Raw genomic sequence first — 20,992 nt, forward strand, 5'->3', positions numbered from 1 at the left:
GACAGACATAGCCCCCCCTCCGTTTCCAGTCGCAAGGAGTCGCTGTCATGTCCAAGCTCCAATATCGCCTTTCCCTGCTTCTGCTGTGCGCGTCCAGCGTCCTGCCCGCAGCCCGCGCCGCGGATGGAACCATCTATTTCCACGGCGCCATCGTCGAGGCTGCGTCATGCACACCGCAGGTTCAATCCCGAAAAGCAACCGTCCGCGTGGAATGCGATGCTGAACGCGCCCGCGCCGCTGGCAAGCCCGCCGACCGCTACCGCGTAAGCGCCAATCGAGTGAAGGTCGACGTGCAGACCGTGCCGCTCAGGGCGCGCCACGCCGGGCAACAGGACGCCCAGGGCTACATCATCACGCTCGCCTACCTGTAGTCATCAATACGACAGTCCGGCGGCCAGGCGGGCCGCTGGATTGCCTGCGCCTGTCAGTCGAGAAAGCAAAAGGTATCAGGCGACACGGAAATTTTTCGTGAATGCCGGCTGCCAGTACTTCAGGCAACCAACCGTGCCCCTTGCATCAAGCCGCGCTCAACGCCTTGGACAGCACCGTGAATATCCGCTCGTCCGTGGACTGCGCAACGTTGAACCGCAGGAAATCTCCCGTAGCCAGCGACTGGCTGAACGCATTTCCGGGAGCCACCAACACCCCTTCCTTCAGACACAGACGGGCCACAGTAGCCGCGTCCTTGCCCTCGGGCAGGCGGCACCACAGAAACATGCCCGCCCGGGGCGTCAGCCAGGGCTTGATGCCCAGCTTCAGCAACTTTGCGGCGGTCTTGTCCATCTGCTGCGCCAGGCGCAGCCGGGTCGACTCCATGTGGCGGCGGTAGCCGCTGCCCGTCAGCGTCCTGAAGATGATGTCGGCCGCCAGCCGGCTGCTGCCAAAGGTCGTGGCGACCTTCAGGTCGGTCAGGCTTTCCACCCAATCGGACCGCACCGCGATGTAGCCGCAACGCACCGACGCCGACACCGTCTTCGAGAAGCTGCCGATATGTATGACCCGCGACAGCCCGTCGAACGCAGCCAGCCGCGGCGCGGGCGTGTTCTCGAAATCCGCGAAGATGTCGTCCTCGACGATCACCAGCTCGGAATCGTCCACCAGCTTCAGCAGACGGTGCGCGACCAAGGGCGACAAAGTCGCCCCCGTCGGATTGTGTATGCCGGAGTTCGTGATGTAGAGCCGCGGGGAATGCTCGCGCAGCGCCGCTTCGAACGCCGCGACATCCGGACCGTTCGGCGTGTACGGCACCCCCACCGCCTTGACGCGATGCGCCTTCAACAGCGCATGGAAGTTGAAATAGCAGGGATCGTCCACCAGCACCGTGTCCCCCGGTTCCAGCAGAAAGCGCAGGATCAGGTCGATGGACTGAGTCCCCGAATCGGTCAGCATGATCTGCTCGGGCCCTGCCTCTATCCCCATGCCCGCCATGCGCCGCGCCAACAGCTGCCTCAGGGGCGCATGGCCCAACGGCGTTCCATACTCGGTCAGTTCCGCGGTTTCGGCGCGCGCCATGCCACGCATGGCGCGCCGCAACCCGTCTTCATACATCCAGCTGACCGGCAGCCAGCCGCAGCCCGGCCGCAAGCTATCCGCGTCCGCCGCCAGCGACTGACGCGATACCCACAGCGGGTCGACTTCCCGGTCCAGCTTCGGCCCCATCTCGGTCAGCGCCAACGGCGCCACCTGCCCGGCCACATAGAACCCGGAGCCGGGGCGCGACACCAGCACGCCTTCCGCCGCCAGCCGCTCGTAGGCTTCCACCACTGTGGACACCGATACGTCCAGCGTCTTGGCTTGCACTCTTACCGAAGGCAGCCGGGAGCCAGGCAAGGCTGTGCGGGCCGCAATCCGCCCCTGGATCTCGCCCATGACCTGCTTGATGAGAGTGCCGCCGCGCGCCATGGAATCCTCCGCCGTACTGGCTTTCAATACATAACAGTTTCTTGAAATTGTACTGGATTGTGCTTGGACTGCGCGCTCAGGCCGTGCTGTACTGGAGCCCGGTATCAAGGAGCTTCAGATGCAAAAGGCCACCAGCGGCTGGGTGAACGGTTTTATCGGCGTAGTGATCTTCGCGGGCTCCTTGCCCGCGACCCGGGTCGCCGTGGCGGACCTGGATCCCATTTTCCTGACCTGCGCGCGTGCCGCCATCGCGGGCCTGCTTGGCCTGGCCCTGCTGATGCTGCTGCGCCAACGCCGGCCTACCCTGTCCGACCTCCCCTCGCTAACGCTGACCGCACTGGGCGTGGTGGTCGGCTTCCCCCTGCTGACGGCGCTGGCCCTGCAGCACGTCACCTCGGCCCATTCCATCGTCTTCCTCGGCCTGCTGCCGCTCAGCACCGCGATCTTCGCCGTGATACGCGGCGGCGAACGCCCGCGTCCGCCGTTCTGGATGTTCTCCATCGTCGGCGCGGCTTGCGTCGCGGGCTATGCCGCCTGGGGCGGCCTGGAGGCCTCGCCCACCGGCGACCTGCTCATGCTCGCCTCCATCATCGTCTGCGGCCTGGGCTATGCCGAAGGCGCCAAGCTGTCCCGCAAGCTGGGCGGCTGGCAGGTCATCAGCTGGGCGCTGGTGCTGTCTCTGCCCCTCATGCTGCCCATCGCGCTGTTGACCATGCCGGCCTCGTTCGAGCACGTCGGCACGCCGGCGTGGATAGGCCTCGCCTACGTGTCGCTGTTCAGCATGCTTATCGGGTTCGTGTTCTGGTACCGCGGGCTGGCGCAGGGCGGAATTGCGGCGGTGGGGCAGTTGCAGTTGTTCCAGCCCTTCATGGGGCTGGGATTGGCTGCCGCGCTGCTGCATGAGCAGGTCAGCTGGACGATGCTGGTCGTGACGCTGGCGGCGGTGGTTTGCGTGGCGGGCGCCAAGCGCTATGCGTAGCAGGCGGCGCGCAAGCGCCGCCTGACCTCTTTCAATGAAGCTGATCTGAACCCTGGGGCTGCAAGCCCGATAAGGCATTCCAATCAGGATCCTTGTACATGCGCAGTTGTATGGGATAGACCGGATGCCCCGCCAGGCATGCGTTGAATGCATCCAGGAAGGCCTCGACGTCACGCGTGTAGTAACGCCATTCCTTGTGGTGATTTCCAGTCAGGCAAGCCACCTGCACCCCGATATCGGAATTCTCAAAGCCTTTCTCGATGGCCTCTTCAAAGCTATTGTGGCTCTGCTTGTCTTCGTCATTGGGCATGCCGGACTCGATGCCCTGGTACGGCCAAGAGATGATGACCAGGTTCTCATTGATCTCACGATCAGTCGCCGACGGCAAGCCGGTGCGAAAGCGAACGATGACCGTCAAACCTTCGACCTGTGCTTCACCCACTGCCCACAGATCACCTGGGAAAATACTGCTCATTGAATCAATTCCTGTATAGACGCCGGACCAGAAGGTTCAGCGCTTGTTACTGAGAAAACCTTGTGTTCACGGTCGGCTCTACAACTGCACATGCTCGATGCGGTCCCGCCCGTTTTTCTTGGCTGCATATAGCTGCTGGTCGACGGCTTTGATGAAGCCAGCACGGTCGCTCTGTCCGTCTGGCACCGCCGTTCCGGCTCCAATGCTGACCGTGACGCGCCTGTCGTGCGGCGACAGCGCGTGCACGATAGCCTTTTTCTTGAGCAAGCGCTGGCAGCGTTCAGCGACTTTTCGCGCCACTCCGGCATCGGCTTCCGGCAGCAGCACGACAAACTCTTCGCCACCGTAGCGCGCAACGAGATCGCGAGGTCCATCCAGCGCCAAACTCAGGGTCTGGGCGATATCCACCAGACATTGGTCGCCTTGGGTGTGGCCATACAGATCGTTGTATTGCTTGAAAAAATCGACGTCGAACAACAGGATGGACAGCGGCTTTCGTTCGCTGCGCGCGCGCTCCCACTCCAATTCAAAACCGCTATCGAAGCGACGCCGGTTGGCAATATTCGTCAAACCGTCCTTGAAGGACAGCGCCTCCAGCTCCTTCTGCAAGGCCAGCAGCTTTTCCTCGGTCTTCTTGCGTTCGGTGATGTCGAACATGAAGCCGATCAGCGCTTCGACCTCGCCGCTGTCATTGCGCACTACGTGCACCACGTCCCGGATCCATACGTAGCCGTTTTCCTTGGTCAGCGCGCGGTAGTCCGCCTCGTGATCGACGCCGGCCTGGGATTGGGTGACGCAGAAATTCACCACATAGTCCCGATCCTCCGGGTGCATGCGCATGGCCCAGTCCTCCACGCTCACCCAGCTGTCGGCCTTCCAGCCCAGCAACGCCTCGATCTGCGGACCGATATAGGCGAATTGCTTCGTGGCCCAATCGATCTTCCAGGGAATTGCCTTGGTGGACTCGAGCAAGGTTCGGTACACCGCGTTGTCATCAAGAAGCGGGCTTTCGTTTGACATACCCTATCCATCCTCGATTCAAATGAACGGGCACTTTAGCGTGAATCCGTCGGCCGTGGCGTGTGCGTGATGAACGCCGAAAGGTAGCCGTATTGAAAAGGCCGCATTCGCGGCCTCTTTCAGAATCCCTCAAGGCGCCAACACCTCGATAATCCGGCGCCCGATATATGCCGCATGCGTCTCGAGCGCAAAGTGCCCGGTATCCAGCAACTCGACCTGCGCTTCCGGATTGTCCCGCTTGAACGCCTCGGCGCCGGGCGGTATGAAGAACGGATCGTGGCGCCCCCAGATAGCGAGCGTCGGAATTTTCGCCGCGCGGAAGAACGCCTGGAAATCCGGATACCGCTTCAGATTGTTGGCGTAGTCCAGGAACAGATCGAGCTGGATTTCCTTGTTGCCAGGCCGCTCAAGCAAGGCGGCATCGAGCGTGTAGCTTTCCGGAGCCACGTCGTCCGGATTGGCGACGCCATGCACGTACTGCCACTTCGTTCCTTCCAGGTTCAGCACGGCATCCGCGATGACCTGCCGGTTGGCCGCGGTCGGCTCCGCCCAATAGGCGCGGACTGGCGCCCAGGCATCGCCCAGCCCTTCGAGATAAGCGTTGCCGTTCTGAGAGACCAGGCCGGTCACCCGCTCGGGGTGGGCAAGCGCCAGGCGCAGCCCGACAGGCGCGCCATAGTCGAAAACGTACATCGCATAGCGTTTCAGGCCCAAGGCATCGACGAACGCGCCGAGCGACACGGCCAAGTCGTCAAACGTGTACCGGTAGCCGCGCTCCCCAGGTACTTCCGTGAAGCCGAAGCCAGGCAGATCCGGCGCAATCACGTGAAAACGCGTGGCCAGAATCGGGATCAGATTGCGGAACTGGTGCGAAGAACTGGGGAAACCATGCAGAAGCAGCAACACGGGCGCATCGGGGTTGCCCGCCGCGCGATAGAAGAAGTTCAGGCCGTCGGCTTGCAAACGGCGCGTTTGGATCTGGTTTTCTGGGGGGCTGGACATGACGATCTCCGTGGTCTGGGGCTGGATCAATAGCGGAATTCCTGCAGGCTGTGCGGGCCATTCTTACGCCTTTTTAGTAACCCGTCAAATTAAGTTTTAATGGTTACCTAAATAGTTCAAAGCTATGACATGGAGAGACTCATTCAAAAAAAAATCCGGCCAGGCGGCCGGATGGGTGGGCTAGCAAGCGCTCAGGAAGCAGCGTCCTGGGCTTCCCTCTGTCGAAATGCCGCCACCTTGTGGCGGTTACCGCAAAGCGACATGCTGCACCACCTGCGGCGATGGGAGCGAGTACGGTCGTAGAACCAGAGGGAACAGAGCGGGCTTTCGCATTTGCGCACCAGCTCGAAGTCCCCATGCACGAGCAAGTCTGCGGCGGCCTCTGCGGCCGGAAGCAGCCATTGATCGGGCGTAGCCGCTTCATAGCGACGGGCAAGGCTGGGCGCGCCCGCCACCACGGAAACCTCAAGATGGCTGCCTCCGGCGGCGAGCGCCCGGTTGAGCGGGCTGAGCTTGAGCGGCAACCCGGCCTTTCTCTGGGCGACCAATGCGCGCACCGTCTCGCGCAATGTCCTCGCGGATTCGAGCAGACCCTTCGGGGTCTTGCGCTGGGCGGGCGAAAAACCCAAGGCCTCCAGCCAGGCTCGCACATCGTCGTCTGATTGCAGGCGATCGCGAGGGCCATCGTCGGATTGCTCGACGGTGTTGATCAGATCTAACGCCGCGTGGTCGCCAAGCAGGCGGAATTCTGGCGTGGGGGTAGTGGTGGTCATGATGTTCTCCATCTTGAATGTAACCACTTAGTTTGCGACTATCAAGTTACGGAGGAAGAGCATCCCATCGGTCATCGCACAGTTTTCCGCCCGGACGATGAGCACCGTAAACTAGCCTTTCACGGATTCGGAAAGCCACATGTCCTTCATCCCGTTTTCGATCCCTCTCCCGGACCGCGCCCAGACCTGGCGCTTCATGCACAGCCGCCAGCGCTCGCAATTCGCCGGCGCGGATGAACGCGTCGTGCTCTACGATGCTCCGCCGCAAGAGGCCGTCCTGGCCTCGATCGAAGACGTGCATCTATGGGCGCCGCCGGGTGACCCGCTGCGCGAGCTGCCCGGACTCCTCGCCCGGCTGCCGGCGCTGGCGCACCTTTCCATCGGCCCCGGCGCGGTCGCGGGCAGCGTTCTGACGGGATTGCGCGCAGACATGCTCCCTGCCAGCCTGCGCCATCTTTCCATCCATCCCGAGCCTGGCACGTACACCTGGCAGGCCGGCCCGCTGCCCAGGCTGGAGGCGCTGACAGTGGGCGCCACGTTGCGGTTCGAGCCGGAAGACTTTCCGGCGTTGATTTCCTTGTCCATGGTCCCAGACCGGCGCGGCATGCTGCTGGACCGCGCCTTGAGCCTGCCGCTCAAGGAACTGAACCTTTGGAACGTGCCGTTCGATTCGTCGATATTCGACCGCATTGCGGGACTGCCGCTGTTGGCGCTGGGCTTGCTGGCGGGCCGTGGTTTGAAGACGCTGTCCGGCATCGAGCAACTGACAGGATTGCGCTCTTTGCGCCTGAAGAACCTTGGTGCGCTGGAGAAGATCGGTCCGATCAGCGCCCTTGAAAACCTGGAACGGTTGGACATTCAGTACTGCAAACGGATTGCGGATATCGGCGTGCTGGACATGCTGACCCGATTGCGGGAGCTGACGCTGGTCGGCTGCGGCGATGTGGGATTGGGCGAGTTGGCACAGACCTTGAAGGCGCGCTTGCCGCGCGCGAACATCGCGGCGACGCGATAGCCATGGCGGACCCGATGAGCATCTTGCACGAACGTTTCCTGGGCTTGCTTGCCGCGCGCGGCTGGACAGTGCTAGGCGCGACGCCCATGGCTGCACCGGCTGACGCCTCGGAACACGCAGCGTTCCTGTCCTTGTACACGCAACTGAGCAGCGCGGACGATACGCGCTGGTTCCTGAGCGCGGCCGACTATGCCGGAACCGCCGACAGCGCCTTCGGGTGGGACGCCTTTCGCGACATCAGCCTGGAAGCCGCCATCAGCGATGCCGACCGGCACGCCGTCGAGACCTTCTGGGCGCGCCATGTGCCGATCTTCATGAGCGTGGACGGTGATTACGAGTTTCTCGCGATCGACCGGATTTCGGGAAGGATCGTGCATGGCGTCGAGCCCGAGTTCGAGGCGGTCAGCGAGGTGGCCAGCGGTCTTGGAGACCTGTTTGAGCAGATGCTGGCGGATGGCGAGGCGGCTGCGTTGCTGGGCTGCTCCGACTGGCCAACACAACCCCCTGCGACTCAAGGAAAGGGCGAAGCGTAGAACGCAGACCGAATTTCATTGTTTTTTCCTATTTCAACACGGGCTGAAAATAACTATTCCAGTGAAACTATCGTTGACACTTTCACTGAAAATGCTATTTTTAGCAGACGATGAAAATGCACAATCCAGTGAAAATCGATGATCAAGCTGCGAGTACCCTCCGATCGCTGTTGGAGGAAATACCCGCCGTCGAGAGCCTGGAGGTCACTCTCGTCCCTCGAAATCCAAGCTCAGCAATCGAGCTCGCCGCCCAACTGACGACATTCGGCAACCGGCACAAGCTGGTCGCGACGGTACTGCCCAGCGGACAACCGCGGCACGCGCGCCTGGCCGTACTTTCGTTGCGTGAATACGTGGGACGGCAGTCCGATCACGTTACGCCCATATTGATTGCGCCTTATCTGTCGCCGCAGGTTCAGGAGTTGTGCCGCGAGTTCGGCGTGGCGCACCTCGATTTCGAAGGGAATGCTCGGCTTGCCTTCGCTACCATCTTTATCTCACGGCAGGTAGCCAAGAAGCCGGTGATAGAACGGCGGGGACTGCGGTCGCTGTTCAAACCGAAATCAGTCCAGATACTCAAAGTCATGCTGCGCAAGTCCTCCCGCGGTTGGCGGGTTGCCGAATTGGCGCAAGCCGCGGACGTCAGCCTGGGGCACGTCAGCAATGTGCGCAATAGCCTGCTGGATCGCGAATGGGCGAAGCTGGGCCCCGAGGGAATGTTCCTGTCTAGGCCCGACGCACTTGTGGACGCCTGGCGTGAAGCCTACGAATCTCCGGCCGGTCAACGGCTGACTTTCTATACCACTTTGCACGGAACGGCGTTTGATGCGGCGCTGCACGATGGGTCACCCGGCGCGACAAGCCAGATCGCACGCGCTTCGTTCACTGCAGCCCGCTGGCTGGCGCCGTTTGTACGGACTGGCACACACTATTTCTATGCTGATGCTGCAGGCCTTGAACTCCTGCGATCACGACTCAAGCTCGAAACCGCCGGCAAGGGAGAAAACCTGGTGGTGACCGTACTGGACGATCCGGGGCTGTTCCGTGACACTGTGCAACCGGCGCCCGGCGTGGTCTGCACCAGCCCAATCCAGACCTATCTGGACCTCAGCGTGGCAGGCGAACGCGGACAGGAGGCCGCCGATCACCTGCGACGGGAAAGGCTCCAATGGCACGAATGACGCGTGGCGAGGCACAGTTAGCGAGCGAGTACGACGACCGCACAACGGCGGCAGTCAAATCCGTCCTTATCGAAATCGGACAGATCCTTGGAAGCTTCAAGGGACGTTTTGCCGTCGTAGGCGGCGCCGTGCCATGGCTGCTGCTGGGCAATGAAGACATGCCCCACGTCGGCACCCTGGATGTGGACCTGGGTTTGGATGCCGAAGCGCTGGGCGATGGTCAGTACGCGCACCTGGTCGAATCGCTGTTGAGCCAAGGGTATGCACAGCGCAAGGAACTCAGGCGATTCCAACTGGTGCGACAGATCCAGGCGGACGACGGCGGTCCTGCCATTGATGTAGTGATTGACTTTCTCATGCCCAGGCAAGCCGAGATCGTGAGGAACTCGCCTGCGCTGATCAGCGAATTCGCGGTACAGCGCGCCGATGGAGCGGATCTCGCGCTACGGTTCTACCAAATGGTGGCTATCGCTGGATCGATGCCTAACGGCGGAACTAACCGCGTTGAAGTCGCCGTCTGCTCCATCCCGGCGCTACTCGCAATGAAAGGCCACGCCATCCAAGGCCGCTACAAGCAAAAGGACGCCTACGACATCTATTACTGTATCCGCAACTATGCCGGTGGCGCCGAGGTGCTGGCGGACGATTGCCTCCCTCTGCTGCAGCATGAATCCGGCGTCAAAGGCTACACCTACATCGCAGCCAAGTTCGATACCGTCGATGGCTTCGGACCAACTTGTGTGCGTCGGTTTGTCGAGGACGCGAATGTGTTGGGAGAACGAACCGCGGATCAATGGCAGCAGGATGCCTTCGGGCAAGTGGACGCTTGGCTGCGGGCTTTGGGACTGCGGACTCAATAGCAGGTTCAAATCTCGCAAACGCTCACCACATCGCCCGAAAACCTAGATTTCTTCCATCAACGCAGTCGCCTCGCGGCCTTGGATGCTCTCTCAGATGCTTCGCTCACTCTCCGCCCCCAGCCATTCATACCTCACCGCGCTGACGCTTTCCATGCTATTGCTGACCGCAGCCCAGGCCCATGCCGCGCCCCGCACCGTCTACACCGGAACACTGCAAGGCGCCGGCGACATCGTGCTGGAGCTGGACACAGAAGCGGCTGCCGACGGCACCTTGACCGGCCGCTACTTCTACGCCAGGCACGGTGTGGATATTCCGCTGCGAGGCACGGCCAAGGAGCTCTTCGAACCGAAGCCCCGCCAGGAAGGCAAGCCGGCGGATCAGGCCGCAAGCTGGCAAGGCACGCGCGATTCCAAGGGCTATCGCGGTCTCTGGACCGACGCCAGGAGCGGCAAGCAGCTACGCTTCGACCTGAAGCAGGTTGCGCAATACGACACGGAGCAGCTGGAAAAGGACCGCAGGCAGGCCCGCGCCAGTCAGGTCAATCTCGGCGACATCGATGTCCAGGCAGGCATAAACGCCACGCGCGCGCCCTACGAGACGCTGAAACTGACCGGATACGCCCAGCCGGTCGGCAAGGAGATCGGCGACGGCGCCGTGGCCTATCGCATGTGGCGCGACCCGCGCACCAAGTTCAGCTATCCCCGGCTGAGCCGGCATCCCGATGCGCAGGTCCTGCAGCGCACGAACACTCTGCTGGAACAGCGTCATTGGCAGAAGAGCCTGAGCGCGCTGGGTTGCATGGCATCGGCCTACACCAGCGACAATCCCGGCGCGGGCACGCTGGGCGGGTTCGATGAAGAAGCCGTGCACGTCACCTGGCTGTCGCGCGCGCTGATGACGGTGACCGAATCGGGCAGCCTGGACTGCGGCGGGGCCCATCCGTACAACCATTTCGAACCCTATACCTACGATCTGCTGCGCGGCGAGTACCTGGACTGGAATCGCGTGTTCGACGCCTATGTGCCGGGCAAGCGCAGCTTCGGCGGCGAAAAAAGCCCTGCCCTGCTCGCGCTGGTGCAACAAGCGGTCAAGGCGGGAACAACGGTCCAACAATCCGAGGATCGTCCCAATCTGGAAGACTGCGCGGACCTCTGGCCCGCCTATCTGGCGCTAGGCGTCCAGGCGCCCGGCGCGCTGAGCCTGTCCGTGTCCGGGGTCGGGCACTCGGCGGGCGCTTGCCTGGGCACGCATGCCAGCGTACCGTTCACAGCGCTGGCGCCTTATCTGAAGCCGGGCGGGCAGGCGTATCTGGCGACAGATTGAGCACGCCGGCGGACTGTCCGCCGGCCTGAATCATCGTCTGCATGCCGGCGGGTCAACGGCCAGCAGTCGCCGTACCAGGAACAGTCCTGGTTCAAAGAGCACTTCGGCAAGTCATCGTAGGTGCAAAGCCGCTACGCGTTGGAATACGGCGCGTAGTCGGCGATGTCCGCCAGCGGCCAGTATTCGCCTGCGAGCCGTTCCCGTGGGAACGAGGTGATGTCGGCAGTGCTCAAGCCCACGCTATCGACAGAGATGATCTGCGCCGCAAGGCGGCGGTAGCCCGCGCGGAAATGGTTGGCGCCCTTGATGGCGATCAGCTTGTATGCGGTCACGTCGATGCCATGCAGGAAGAATGGCTCCTCGTCGTAGATCTGTTCGGCGCGCGAGGCGACAATCACGTCCACGCCCTGGATGACCAGGCGGCACATGGCGCCGAGGTCGAAACGCACACCTTCGAACATCGAGCCCGCGCGATTGACGAAGCGGCCGTCGGTGATGGCTTTCACATAGGCATGCACCCGCAGCGGCTGCCCCTGGAAGCGGCCCTGCTTGGCGCCCAGCGACACGCTGATGGTCGCTCCGACGCCGGCCTGGCGGGCCTGCTCGACGACGGACGCATCGTTGATGGAAGCGAAGCAGCAGGTTCCGGCCACGGGTTTGGCGTCCAGGATGGCGCGCAACAGGTAGGTGCCGTCGCCGGGCGTGCCGCCGCCGGGGTTGTCCGCGTACTCGTTGACGACGACGGGACCGTGCGAGGCGGCCAGCGCCATGGCGACGCCCTGCTCCGGGCTTGGCAGTGACGGCCGGAACGCTTCGCGGTGCGACCAGATCCATTGCGCGACTTCATTCGCGCAGCGCTCTGCCAGCGCCTGATCGCCCGCCGTGGTGCAGACCACGGCCGGGCAAGGCGCGGCGATATCCGCAAGGGGAAAGCCGTGGAACCACGAACAGTCGATGACCCCCGGCAGCGCGGCCAGCTTGGCGCATACGGCATTGACCTCGGCGGGAATGAAGCCTTCCTGCGTCGTGACGATGTAGGGCAGCATGGGCAAGAGGCGCATGGCGGTTGCCGGCTTGAGGCGGCCGCCGATGATCTCGAGCAACAGCGCCACCGCCTCGACCGCTCGGTCGTGAAAGTCAGTATGCGGATACAGCTTGCAAGGCAAGGTCAGATCGCAAGCCTGCCGCATGGCCTCGGTCATGTTGCCATGGAGGTCATAGACAGCGGCAATCGGGACATCGGCGCCAACCAGCTGGCGGACCGCCAGGCACAGATCGCCTTCGATGTCCTCGATGCCATCCGCGACGCCGGCGCCATGCAGCGCCAGCAACACTCCGTCGACAGGCAGAGCGGCGCGGATGCCGTCCAGGATTCTGCGTTTCATGTCGGCGTAGGCCTGGGCCTCGATCGTGCCCGAGGGCGTGGCCTGGCCGACGAAGGTGCAGATCAGTTCGGCGCCCGTCTGCCTGGCGCCTTCGATGAAGCCGCCGACCTGATGATTCGATTTGTCGAAGGCTTGCAGTATCTCGTCCCCGCCGTACTGCTCGAACGCGCGCAACGGCGTCTGGCCGGCGACCTCGGCGGCATAAGTATTGGTTTCATGGATCAGGCCGGCGACGGCAAGTCGCGGCGCGGCATCTTTAACGTTTTCCATGGTGTATTCCTTGCCTTCAGCGATTGACTTTCTTGGGGTCGAAGCTCAGCGCAATCAAGGCGCTGACCAGGAGCGAACCCGCGATGATGTAGATGGCTGGCGCGGTGCTGTGATAGATGTCGCGGATCCAGCCGATCAGGTAGGGGCTGACGAAACCGCCCAGATTGGCCAGGCTGTTGATGATGCCGATCGACGCAGCCGCGGTGGCCCCGCCCAGGAAGGCGGTGGGCAGCGTCCACATGATGGGAGAAAAGCTGATGATGCCGGCGGCGGCCACCGACAACGAGATGACGGCCAGCGTCAGGTTGGTGCCGGCGGACACGCTGGCGACGAGTCCCGCCGCGCCGAGCACCAGGATGAAGACCAGGTGCCAGCGGCGTTCGCGGCGCAGGTCCGAACTGCGCCCGACCAGGACCATCGCCACCATGGCGACCAGATACGGAATGGCGCTCAGCAGGCCGATGCGCAAGCCGCCCTCGGCGCCGGCATCCTTGATCAGCGTGGGCAGATAAAAGCCCAGCGTGTACAGCGCCATCATCGCCGGAAAGGTCATGGCGACGATCTTCCAGATGCGCGCGTCGCGCAGCGCCTGCAGCAGCGGCATGTGCTCGCGGCCCGCGTTGTCGGCAGCGATGTCCCGCTCGATCAGCTGGCGTTGTTCCGGCGTGAGCCACGCGGCATCCTGTACGCGGTTGGTCAGGATCAGCAGCACGCCGATGGCCAGCGGGATGGTGGGCAGCGCCTCCAGCACGAACAGCCATTGCCAGCCGGGGTGTCCGCCGACCAGATGGAATCGTTCCATGATCCAGCCCGACAGCGGGTTGCCGATAAGACCGGCCACCGGTATACCGGCCTGGAAAATGGCCGTCATCTTGGCGCGGCGACGGTTGGGAAACCAATAGGTCAGGTAAAGGATCACGCCAGGGTAGAACCCGGCCTCGGCCACGCCCAGCAGAAAGCGCACCGTGTAGAACTGCCAGGGCGCGGTGACGAAGGCCATGATGCCGGACAGGATGCCCCAGGAGATCATGATCCGCGCGATCCACAGGCGCGCGCCCACGCGGTGCATGATCAGGTTGCTGGGCACCTCGAACAACATGTATCCGATGAAGAACAATCCCGCGCCCAGGCCATAGGCAGCCTCACTGAACTGCAGGTCGGCCAGCATGTTCAGCTTGGCGATGCCGATGTTGATGCGGTCCAGGTACGCGACCACATAGCAGAGCATCAGAAAGGGAATGAACCGCAGCGCGACCTTTCTGTAGGTCGCGTCTTCAAAGGCTTGCTGGTCCGGGCGCGCTGCGCGGCCGGCGGGGAGGGTTGCACTTCCGCTCACGGGTTTTCTCCTTGGTATGTCGTTTTTTGGGTGCTGCGGCTTATGCCGCGCGGCGCTGGCTGAGTTGCCTGGCGTGCTCCTGGAAGCCGCGCAGCGCTTCGGGGGGCACCAGCGAACCGCCGGTGGCCCAGATGACATGAGTGGCTGCGGACATGTCGATGCCCGACGCATAGACCTGCCCTGCGGCACAGTCCAGCCAGCCAGGCCCCGAGACTGCGGCCGCGGCCGACGGCTCGACCTCGACGCCCAGGGTGTCTTTCAGCGCCAGCAGGTTCAGGTAGAGCTCGTCATCCGACACGGTAAAGACGCCGCCTAGCTGGGGCCTCATCAGCGACGCCACCAGTTCGGAAGCCTGGCCCACGGCCAGGCCATCGGCCTCGGTGCGGTTGTCCAGGCCGATGTCGTAGACCGACACGGGGGAATCCGCGCCCGATGCCAGCTGCACCAGAAAACACGGCGACGCGACGGGTTCGGCGAAGAAGCAATGCACGTTGGGGCCGAACAGCGCCTTCAGGCCATGGCTGATGCCGCCCGGCGCGCCGCCGACACCGCAGGGGATGTACACGAACAGAGGGTGCGCCGCATCGACCACGCGCCCTGCTTCAGCCAGTTGCCGCGCCAGTCCGCGGGCCGCTGCGGCATAGCCGAAGAACAGCAGCTCGGATTGCTCATCGTCGACGAAATGGCTGCGGGGCGCGGCCAGCGCCTGCGCCCGCCCGGCCGCGACGGCCTCGGCATAGTCGCCGGCATGCTCCACCACGCGCACGCCACGTTTGCGCAAGCGGTCCTTCTTCCATTCCTTGGCATCGGCGGACATATGCACCACGGCATCGAATCCCAGCGCGGCGGCCATGACGCCGATGCTCATGCCCAGGTTGCCGGTGCTGCCCACGGTCACGGCATACTGGCTGAACAAGGCGCGAGCCTGCGGCGTCGCCAGGATGCGCCTGTCCGTCGCCTCATCCTTGAGCAGGCCGTGCTCCAACGCGATCGACTCGGCAATGGCCAGCACTTCGTGAAAGCCGCCGCGCGCCTTGATGGACCCGGCGACTGGCAGTTCGTCATCGCGCTTGAGATACCAGCTGCCCGACACCTCCCCGGCGCCCAGCGCCTGCTGCAAGGCTTTGGCGGGCATCAGCCGGGACTCGATATGCCCGCCCGCGGCGGCAAGCTCGGGAAACAGCGCGGCCAGCAGCGGCGCGCAACGCGCCAGGCGGTTTTCGGCCTCATCGATCAGGGCCAGGGACGGCGCGGAGCCGGGCAAGAGCCCTCCCCTAGCCGGGTTGAGCCATAGCAAAGGCGTTCTTGATTGAAGATTTTCTAATAGCTGAGGATCGAAATTGGCGGTCATCATGGACTTGCGGGTTGATGGTTCGGCGCAAATCGTAGATTCCGAAGGCATGCAAGAATAGCGATCATTTCTAATTCAGCCATTAGCGTGACTTATGTCTGTCCATTTCGACTCGACACTCCTGGGAGCCCTGCGGTGTTTTGACATGGCCGGCCGCCATCTCAGCTTCACCAAGGCGGCGTCGGCCATGAACCTCACGCAAAGCGCGGTGAGCCAGCAGATCCGGCAGTTGGAAGACCGCCTGGGCTACCTGTTGTTTGTCCGCCAGCAACGCGGCCTGAAGTTCACGCCCAAGGGCGAATCGCTGTACACGACGGTCAGCCGTGCGCTTGGCGACATTCAGCAGGAAATCGAGCGGCTGGGCTTGCCGGCGTCCGCGCTGCAGGTCAATTGCCTGCCGTCGTTCGCGCTGCAATGGCTGATGCCGCGCCTGACGGAATTCCATCGCCTACAGCCGGAGGTATCAGTCCGGTTGAAGGCGGAGTTCCAACTGCTGGACCGCAAGCTGATGGAGGAAGAAGACATAGACCTCGCCATCCGCTATGACCCGGCGCACTACAGCCATTTACAGGCGGACGCCTTGCTGGACGAGTATCTGCTCGTGGTCGCAACGCCCGAATACCTGGCCGCGCACCCCGCGTTTCGCACCGGCAAATCGCTCGACGGCGTCGAGTTCCTGCACGACGCCTCTCCTTGGGTCGGCGCCGCCGAGTTCATCGAGTGGCGCACCTGGATGCAAGCGCATCGGCCGGGGTGGATCCGCCACCTGGACGGGCCGCAGTTCAATCTGGCCAGCCTGGCCATTGGCGCCGCGCTGAATCACCAGGGCGTGGCTATCGGGCGCAGCGCGATGGTCTACGACGAACTGCGCAGCGGACGGTTGGTAGACGTGTTCGGCAAGCACGTGCCCGCGCCGGCGCGCTATGTGCTGCTGTCGCGCCGGCCTGAAGAGCGGCGCACCCGGATCTTTTCCGAGTGGTTGAAATCCGAGTGCCGCAACTTCGACAGCGCGCGTTCGGCCTTGATCGGGGGTACTCGCGGATAAGCATCATCCGCGGAGCCGACGAGCGCCGCCTTCCCATGCGGCGTCAAGCCGCTGCTGCGCTCAGATGCTCATAAAGTATTGCCGCGCCTATACCGATCAGCGCGACTCCACCCAGGATCTCGGCCCGCTTCCCGGCGACGCTGCCCAGCACGCGTCCGAGCATCACGCCTATCGTCACCATCAGCGTCGTGGCCAAGCCGATGGCGATGGCCGCCACCACGATGTTCACATCCACGAACGCCAGGCCCACGCCGACCGCCATGGCGTCGATGCTGGTGGCCAGGCCCGTAGCCGCCAGCAGCCAGAAGGAATGCCGGGTGACGGGCGCGGCGTCCTCGTCCTCTTCCTTGAGGCCGTTGCGTATCATCAGCAAACCCAGAATACAGAGCATCGCGAACGCGATCCAATGGTCCCAGGCGACCACATACTTTGCCGCGACCGAGCCCAGTCCCCAACCTATCACCGGCGTGATGGCTTCGATCACGCCGAAGATCAGACCTGTGCGCAGGGCTTCCGGAAATCGGGGCTTGTAGAGCGCGGCGCCTTTGCTGATGGCCGCGGCGAACGCGTCCGTGGACATGGCGAACGCGAGAACGATGATGGCGATGGGATTCATTGGAGTGGGGATCCTGCTGGGCGGAAACGGCACGGATCCTCCGCGCCGCCCGGCATCGCGCGAAAAATCCGTGGTCTCGCCAAGCATGGATGCCGCTTGCGCCATGGCCGAGGAAGCCAAGAATGTTGACGCAAGCCCCTGCGGAACTGGCCGCAGGGAGGCTACTCCCCAAAGAGTGAAACCAGTCTAGCAGAGCCTGCTGACCGGCGTGTTACAGCGCTATTCCCCGCGTATTCCCGCCTTCGCGATCACCTCTTTCCAGCCCTTGGCCTCCCTGTCCACCCATGCCTGTGCCCGCGCCTTGCCTGCGAACGGCCCGCGCATGCCCAGCACGGCCATGCTCTGCTGGAACTCCGGCATGGCGTAGACCTTGGCCAGCGCGTCTTCCCAGACCTGCGCGACCTCCTTGGGCGTGCCCTTGGGCGCCATGACCAGGAAGGCGAACGACACGTCATAGTCTTTCAAGCCAGCCACGCCCGACTGCGCCGCCGTGGGGACTTCAGGCAGGTCGGCGTCGCGTTCCTTGCCCGACACCGCCAAGGCCTTCAGCTTGCCTGCCCGTACATGCGGCAGGACGCCGGGCGTGGCAAGAAAGGCGGCCTGTATCTGATCGCCCAGCAGCGCGTTCACGGCAGGCGCGTTGCCGCGATATGGCACATGCGCGACTTCCATGCCAGCCGCGAGACGGAGCTTTTCGAAGGCCAGGTTGCCGGGACTGCCGTAGCCGGCTGAGGCATAGGTGATGCGATTGGCCTTGGCGTAGCGCAGGAATTCGTCCAGCGTATTGATGCCGAGTTCGGGGCGCACCGCCAGCGCCAGGCCGAAGGAGCCGGCCAGGCTCAGCGGTTCCAGCCGCTGGGTGACGTCCTTGTCCAAGCCCTTGAAAATGTATGGGTTGACGGTCATGAGCGTGTCCAGCGTCATCAGCAGAGTGTAGCCGTCGGGCGCGGCCTGGGCCACGGACTGGGCGCCGATGTTGCCGGACGCGCCAGAGCGGTTTTCGACGACGATGGTCTGGCCCAGGATCTTGCCGGCATGCTGCGCGATGGCGCGGGCTTCCAGGTCCAGCGGGCCCGCGGGCGGGAAGTTGACGATGAGGCGCACGGGACGCGACGGATAGTCGGACGCCACCGCGACCGAGGTTGCGGCCACGAGCAGCGCCGTACAGAGCAACAAGGACTTGATCATGCTTTTCTCCTGGATGGCGCCAACCCGCAGGCAGGCGCCGTGGCGGCGGAATCAGGCGATGGCGGTGGGATGCGGGCTGGTCTCGGCGTGCCGGATCATGCTGCGCGACAGTTCCAGCAGCAGTTCTGCGCGCAACGCGCCGGCGGCGGGGTCGTCCCACAGGTTGCGCAGTTCGTGGGGGTCTTCTTGTAGATCGTAGAGTTCGCCCCAGGCGGCATCGGCATAGACGCTGAGCCTGTGGCGCGGCGTCTGCAAGGTACGCATGCGGGTGCGGCCGGGAAAGCCGAACATGGTGCGCTGGCCCTCTTCCTCGATCAGCACCGCGTCGCGCACGCGCTCGGTCTCGCCCGACATGAGCGGCAGCAACGATGCGCCCTGCATGCCGTTGTAGGCAGGCAGGCCCGCGCGCGCCAGCACGGTAGCGGGGATGTCGGCGGTGGAACACAGTGCCTGGCTGCGCGCAGCGGCGGGCGCCGCCTGCGGATCGCGCCAGATGAAGGGCGTGCGGATCAGGCTCTGATAATGGATCGGCCCCTTGAGCAGCAGTTGGTGGTCGCCGAAGTAGTCGCCATGATCGCTGGTGAAGATGACGATGGTGTTGTGGTCCAACCCGGTCGCGCGCAGCGCCCGCATGACGCGGCCGATGGTGGCGTCGATATGGCTGATGGAGCCGTAGTTCAGCGCGATGGCCTCGCGCGCCTCGCGCTCGGTGCAGGCAAAGATGGCGGGCGTGTGCTTGACGGCCTTGCCCTGATTGCGCTGCTGGTGCATCCAGGCTACGTGAGGCGGCGGCTGGTGGCCCGGCGCGGCGCTGGCGTGGAACGACTCGGGCAGGGTCACGTCTTCCGGGCGGTACATGTCCCAGTACTTGCCGTGAGGCGTGAAAGGATGATGCGGATCGGGAAACGAGCACTGGATGAAGAAGGGCTTGCCGTTGGCCGCGTTGTCGCGCAACTGCGCGATGGTCTGGTCGCCGATGTAGGCGGTGGTGGAGCATTCTTCCGGCACGCGGGTGCGCCAGGCCTGATGATGCTCTGTCAGCACATAGCCGGGCGCGGGCAGGGCATGCTCGGGCCCCCACAGGCGCCGCGCCTCGGGATGTTCGCGGGCCAGCCAGCGCTCGTAATGGCCCCAGACCTGGTCGCCGTGATCCACCGCCAGCGCCACGCGCTCGAAGCCGTAGAACGGCGTCTGCAGATCATGCCCAGGATCCGTGCGCCACAGCGGGCCCCATTCCTGATCGTAGTTGCCGGGCTCGGCGATCCAGGCCTCGCCCTGCGCGCCGTCGCTCGCCGGCGGCCAGACGGCGGGCTTGCCGGTCATGTTCTGCAAGTGCGACTTGCCGATCAATGCGGTGGAATAGCCCGCGCCGCGCAAGCGGTCGACGAACGTGGTGGCGCGCTGCGACAGCGGAATTCCATTGTGGCGCACGCCATGCACAGAGGGCATGCGGCCCGTCATCAGGGTGGCGCGGTTGGGCATGCAGATGGGCGACGCCACATAGAAGCGGTCCGCCGACCACCCCTGCCCCGCCAGCGCGTCCAGCTCCGGCGTGCGCAGCATGGGGTTGCCATAGCTGCCCAGATGGTCCGCGCGCTGCTGATCCGTGATGAATAGCAGGAAATTCGGCTGCATCGTGTCTCCTCGCCGCCAGCTTTGCGCCGGCTTGGCTCTGTTGTCAGGCCATTATGTGTAGAGGAGACATAAATTGATAATGAATTAATATTACCGAGCCATAACCCTGCATTTATGCCTCAAGGATGCCCGCATGGACTGGACCCACCGCATCCGCCTGCGCCACCTGGCCATCCTGGTGCGCCTGTGCGAAACCCGCAACCTGAGCCAGGTCGCGTCGGAACTCAACATCACACAGCCGGCGCTGTCGAAGTGGCTGAAGGACCTGGAAGCAGACATCGGCCTGACGCTGTTCGAGCGCCACGCGCGCGGCATCGAACCCACGCTGTATGGACTGGAACTGCGCACGCATGCGCGCGAGATCCTGGGCAAGCTGGGCCGCGCCCAGGACACCATGGCGCAGCTGGCCCGCGGCGCCACCGGCACGCTGGCAGTGGGCGTCACGCCCAATATCGCGCCGGTGCTGCTGCCGCCCAGCATCCGGCGCTTTCGCGAACGCTATCCGCGCGTGCTGCTGCGCCTGGCCGAGAACACGCTGGACTACCTGCTGCCGCTGATGCAGGAAGGCACGTTCGACGTGCTGGTGGGACGCCTGGAACAGCACTCGCTGCCGCGCAACCTGCACTACGAAGAGTTGTACGGCGAGCCCATCTGCCTGGCCGTGGGCACGGCGCATCCGCTGGCGAACAAGCGCAAGGTGACATGGGAGGACGTGCAGGAATACCCCTGGATCGCGCCCGGCGCTTCAACACCGATGCGGATACGCATCGATTACGAACTGGCGCTGGCCGGCCAGCCCGCGCCCTGGCATCAGGTGGAATCGTCGTCGGTGCTGGTCAACCTGGCGCTATTGGACGGATCGGATCTGGTACTGCCGATCTCCGAGCGGCTGGCAAAGCATTTCGCCAAGCAGCACATGATCAAGGTATTGCCGCTGGCGATGCGCAGCCGCGGGATTACAGGCATGGTGTGGCGAGACGCCGCGCTGGCCTCGGAACATGCGGCGTACTTCATGGAGTGCCTGCGGCTGGCGCGGTGACGGCGACAGGAAATGGCAGATAATCCACGGCACTCCCTGCCGCCTCTCCAGAGGTCGGCGACA

20 protein-coding genes and 1 riboswitch are annotated in these 20,992 nt (G+C 63.8%); of the genes, 9 read left to right on the forward strand and 11 right to left on the reverse strand.

Annotation, left to right across the window (positions count from 1 at the left end):
* Positions 1-47 precede the first annotated feature (47 nt).
* A complete protein-coding gene (locus IB268_RS18075) occupies positions 48-371 on the forward strand; it encodes a hypothetical protein (RefSeq protein WP_054450347.1) in 324 nt (107 codons plus the stop codon).
* A 145-nt stretch (positions 372-516) separates the two neighbouring features.
* Here IB268_RS18075 and IB268_RS18080 read toward each other — a convergent pair whose 3' ends face one another.
* On the reverse strand, positions 517-1,902 hold the full coding sequence (locus tag IB268_RS18080) for a PLP-dependent aminotransferase family protein (protein ID WP_192354728.1): 1,386 nt from the start codon (positions 1,900-1,902) through the stop codon (positions 517-519).
* Between the two features lie 118 nt (positions 1,903-2,020).
* Between IB268_RS18080 and IB268_RS18085 the strand changes: the two genes are divergently transcribed.
* Positions 2,021-2,881: a DMT family transporter gene (locus IB268_RS18085; RefSeq protein ID WP_119449015.1), complete on the forward strand. Its 861-nt coding sequence runs from the start codon at positions 2,021-2,023 to the stop codon at positions 2,879-2,881.
* Positions 2,882-2,912: 31 nt separating this feature from the next.
* On the opposite strand, the gene IB268_RS18090 is transcribed toward IB268_RS18085, so the two are convergent.
* The 4 genes from IB268_RS18090 to IB268_RS18105 all read right to left on the reverse strand — a co-directional run bounded on the left by IB268_RS18090 (position 2,913) and on the right by IB268_RS18105 (position 6,151).
* A complete protein-coding gene (locus IB268_RS18090) occupies positions 2,913-3,356 on the reverse strand; it encodes a DUF695 domain-containing protein (RefSeq protein ID WP_119449014.1) in 444 nt (147 codons plus the stop codon).
* Between the two features lie 78 nt (positions 3,357-3,434).
* A complete protein-coding gene (locus tag IB268_RS18095) occupies positions 3,435-4,376 on the reverse strand; it encodes a sensor domain-containing diguanylate cyclase (RefSeq protein WP_125472439.1) in 942 nt (313 codons plus the stop codon).
* Positions 4,377-4,505: 129 nt separating this feature from the next.
* The gene (locus tag IB268_RS18100) at positions 4,506-5,378 is read right to left on the reverse strand and encodes an alpha/beta fold hydrolase (protein ID WP_054451303.1); all 873 of its coding nucleotides are present in this window, start codon (positions 5,376-5,378) and stop codon (positions 4,506-4,508) included.
* 191 nt (positions 5,379-5,569) lie between these two features.
* On the reverse strand, positions 5,570-6,151 hold the full coding sequence (locus IB268_RS18105) for an ABATE domain-containing protein (protein WP_054451302.1): 582 nt from the start codon (positions 6,149-6,151) through the stop codon (positions 5,570-5,572).
* A gap of 139 nt (positions 6,152-6,290) precedes the next feature.
* Here IB268_RS18105 and IB268_RS18110 point away from each other — a divergent pair, with 139 nt between their 5' ends.
* The 5 genes from IB268_RS18110 (at position 6,291) to IB268_RS18130 (ending at position 11,064) form a co-directional block, all read left to right on the forward strand.
* Positions 6,291-7,166, forward strand: a complete 876-nt coding sequence (locus tag IB268_RS18110; protein WP_192354585.1) for a leucine-rich repeat domain-containing protein — start codon at positions 6,291-6,293, stop codon at positions 7,164-7,166.
* Between the two features lie 14 nt (positions 7,167-7,180).
* A complete protein-coding gene (locus IB268_RS18115; RefSeq protein ID WP_225591410.1) occupies positions 7,181-7,699 on the forward strand; it encodes a hypothetical protein in 519 nt (172 codons plus the stop codon).
* Positions 7,700-7,809: 110 nt separating this feature from the next.
* Positions 7,810-8,880 (forward strand): type IV toxin-antitoxin system AbiEi family antitoxin, encoded by a 1,071-nt coding sequence (locus IB268_RS18120; RefSeq protein WP_125472435.1) that lies wholly within the window; start codon positions 7,810-7,812, stop codon positions 8,878-8,880.
* Positions 8,868-9,740, forward strand: coding sequence for a nucleotidyl transferase AbiEii/AbiGii toxin family protein (locus tag IB268_RS18125; protein ID WP_192354587.1), 873 nt, complete (start codon positions 8,868-8,870; stop codon positions 9,738-9,740). The genes IB268_RS18120 and IB268_RS18125 overlap by 13 nt, the downstream gene beginning before the upstream one ends.
* 94 nt (positions 9,741-9,834) lie before the next feature.
* Complete coding sequence (locus tag IB268_RS18130; RefSeq protein WP_192354588.1) at positions 9,835-11,064, forward strand: hypothetical protein; 1,230 nt, start codon at positions 9,835-9,837, stop codon at positions 11,062-11,064.
* Between the two features lie 131 nt (positions 11,065-11,195).
* Here IB268_RS18130 and IB268_RS18135 read toward each other — a convergent pair whose 3' ends face one another.
* From IB268_RS18135 to IB268_RS18145, 3 genes are read right to left on the reverse strand one after another with little or no spacing between them, the layout of a single operon-like run.
* Entirely contained in the window at positions 11,196-12,719 is a 1,524-nt protein-coding gene (locus IB268_RS18135) for a M81 family metallopeptidase (protein ID WP_175213904.1), read from the reverse strand.
* Between the two features lie 16 nt (positions 12,720-12,735).
* The gene (locus tag IB268_RS18140) at positions 12,736-14,055 is read right to left on the reverse strand and encodes an MFS transporter (RefSeq protein WP_054450320.1); all 1,320 of its coding nucleotides are present in this window, start codon (positions 14,053-14,055) and stop codon (positions 12,736-12,738) included.
* A 40-nt stretch (positions 14,056-14,095) separates the two neighbouring features.
* The gene (locus tag IB268_RS18145) at positions 14,096-15,409 is read right to left on the reverse strand and encodes a D-serine ammonia-lyase (protein WP_192354589.1); all 1,314 of its coding nucleotides are present in this window, start codon (positions 15,407-15,409) and stop codon (positions 14,096-14,098) included.
* Between the two features lie 91 nt (positions 15,410-15,500).
* Between IB268_RS18145 and IB268_RS18150 the strand changes: the two genes are divergently transcribed.
* Complete coding sequence (locus IB268_RS18150; RefSeq protein WP_192354590.1) at positions 15,501-16,451, forward strand: LysR substrate-binding domain-containing protein; 951 nt, start codon at positions 15,501-15,503, stop codon at positions 16,449-16,451.
* Between the two features lie 43 nt (positions 16,452-16,494).
* On the opposite strand, the gene mntP is transcribed toward IB268_RS18150, so the two are convergent.
* The 3 genes from mntP to IB268_RS18165 all read right to left on the reverse strand — a co-directional run bounded on the left by mntP (position 16,495) and on the right by IB268_RS18165 (position 19,890).
* Positions 16,495-17,067 (reverse strand): manganese efflux pump MntP, encoded by a 573-nt coding sequence (mntP, locus tag IB268_RS18155; protein ID WP_054450314.1) that lies wholly within the window; start codon positions 17,065-17,067, stop codon positions 16,495-16,497.
* Positions 17,068-17,074: 7 nt separating this feature from the next.
* A riboswitch (yybP-ykoY riboswitch) is annotated at positions 17,075-17,249 on the reverse strand.
* Positions 17,250-17,286: 37 nt separating this feature from the next.
* The gene (locus IB268_RS18160) at positions 17,287-18,255 is read right to left on the reverse strand and encodes a tripartite tricarboxylate transporter substrate binding protein (RefSeq protein WP_054450312.1); all 969 of its coding nucleotides are present in this window, start codon (positions 18,253-18,255) and stop codon (positions 17,287-17,289) included.
* Positions 18,256-18,306: 51 nt separating this feature from the next.
* Entirely contained in the window at positions 18,307-19,890 is a 1,584-nt protein-coding gene (locus tag IB268_RS18165; RefSeq protein ID WP_192354591.1) for a sulfatase, read from the reverse strand.
* A 133-nt stretch (positions 19,891-20,023) separates the two neighbouring features.
* Between IB268_RS18165 and IB268_RS18170 the strand changes: the two genes are divergently transcribed.
* Complete coding sequence (locus IB268_RS18170; RefSeq protein WP_054450309.1) at positions 20,024-20,929, forward strand: LysR family transcriptional regulator; 906 nt, start codon at positions 20,024-20,026, stop codon at positions 20,927-20,929.
* Positions 20,930-20,992: the final 63 nt, after the last annotated feature.

Origin of the sequence: Achromobacter sp. ACM01, assembly GCF_014851745.1 — a bacterium.
GTDB lineage: Bacteria > Pseudomonadota > Gammaproteobacteria > Burkholderiales > Burkholderiaceae_B > Achromobacter > Achromobacter aegrifaciens.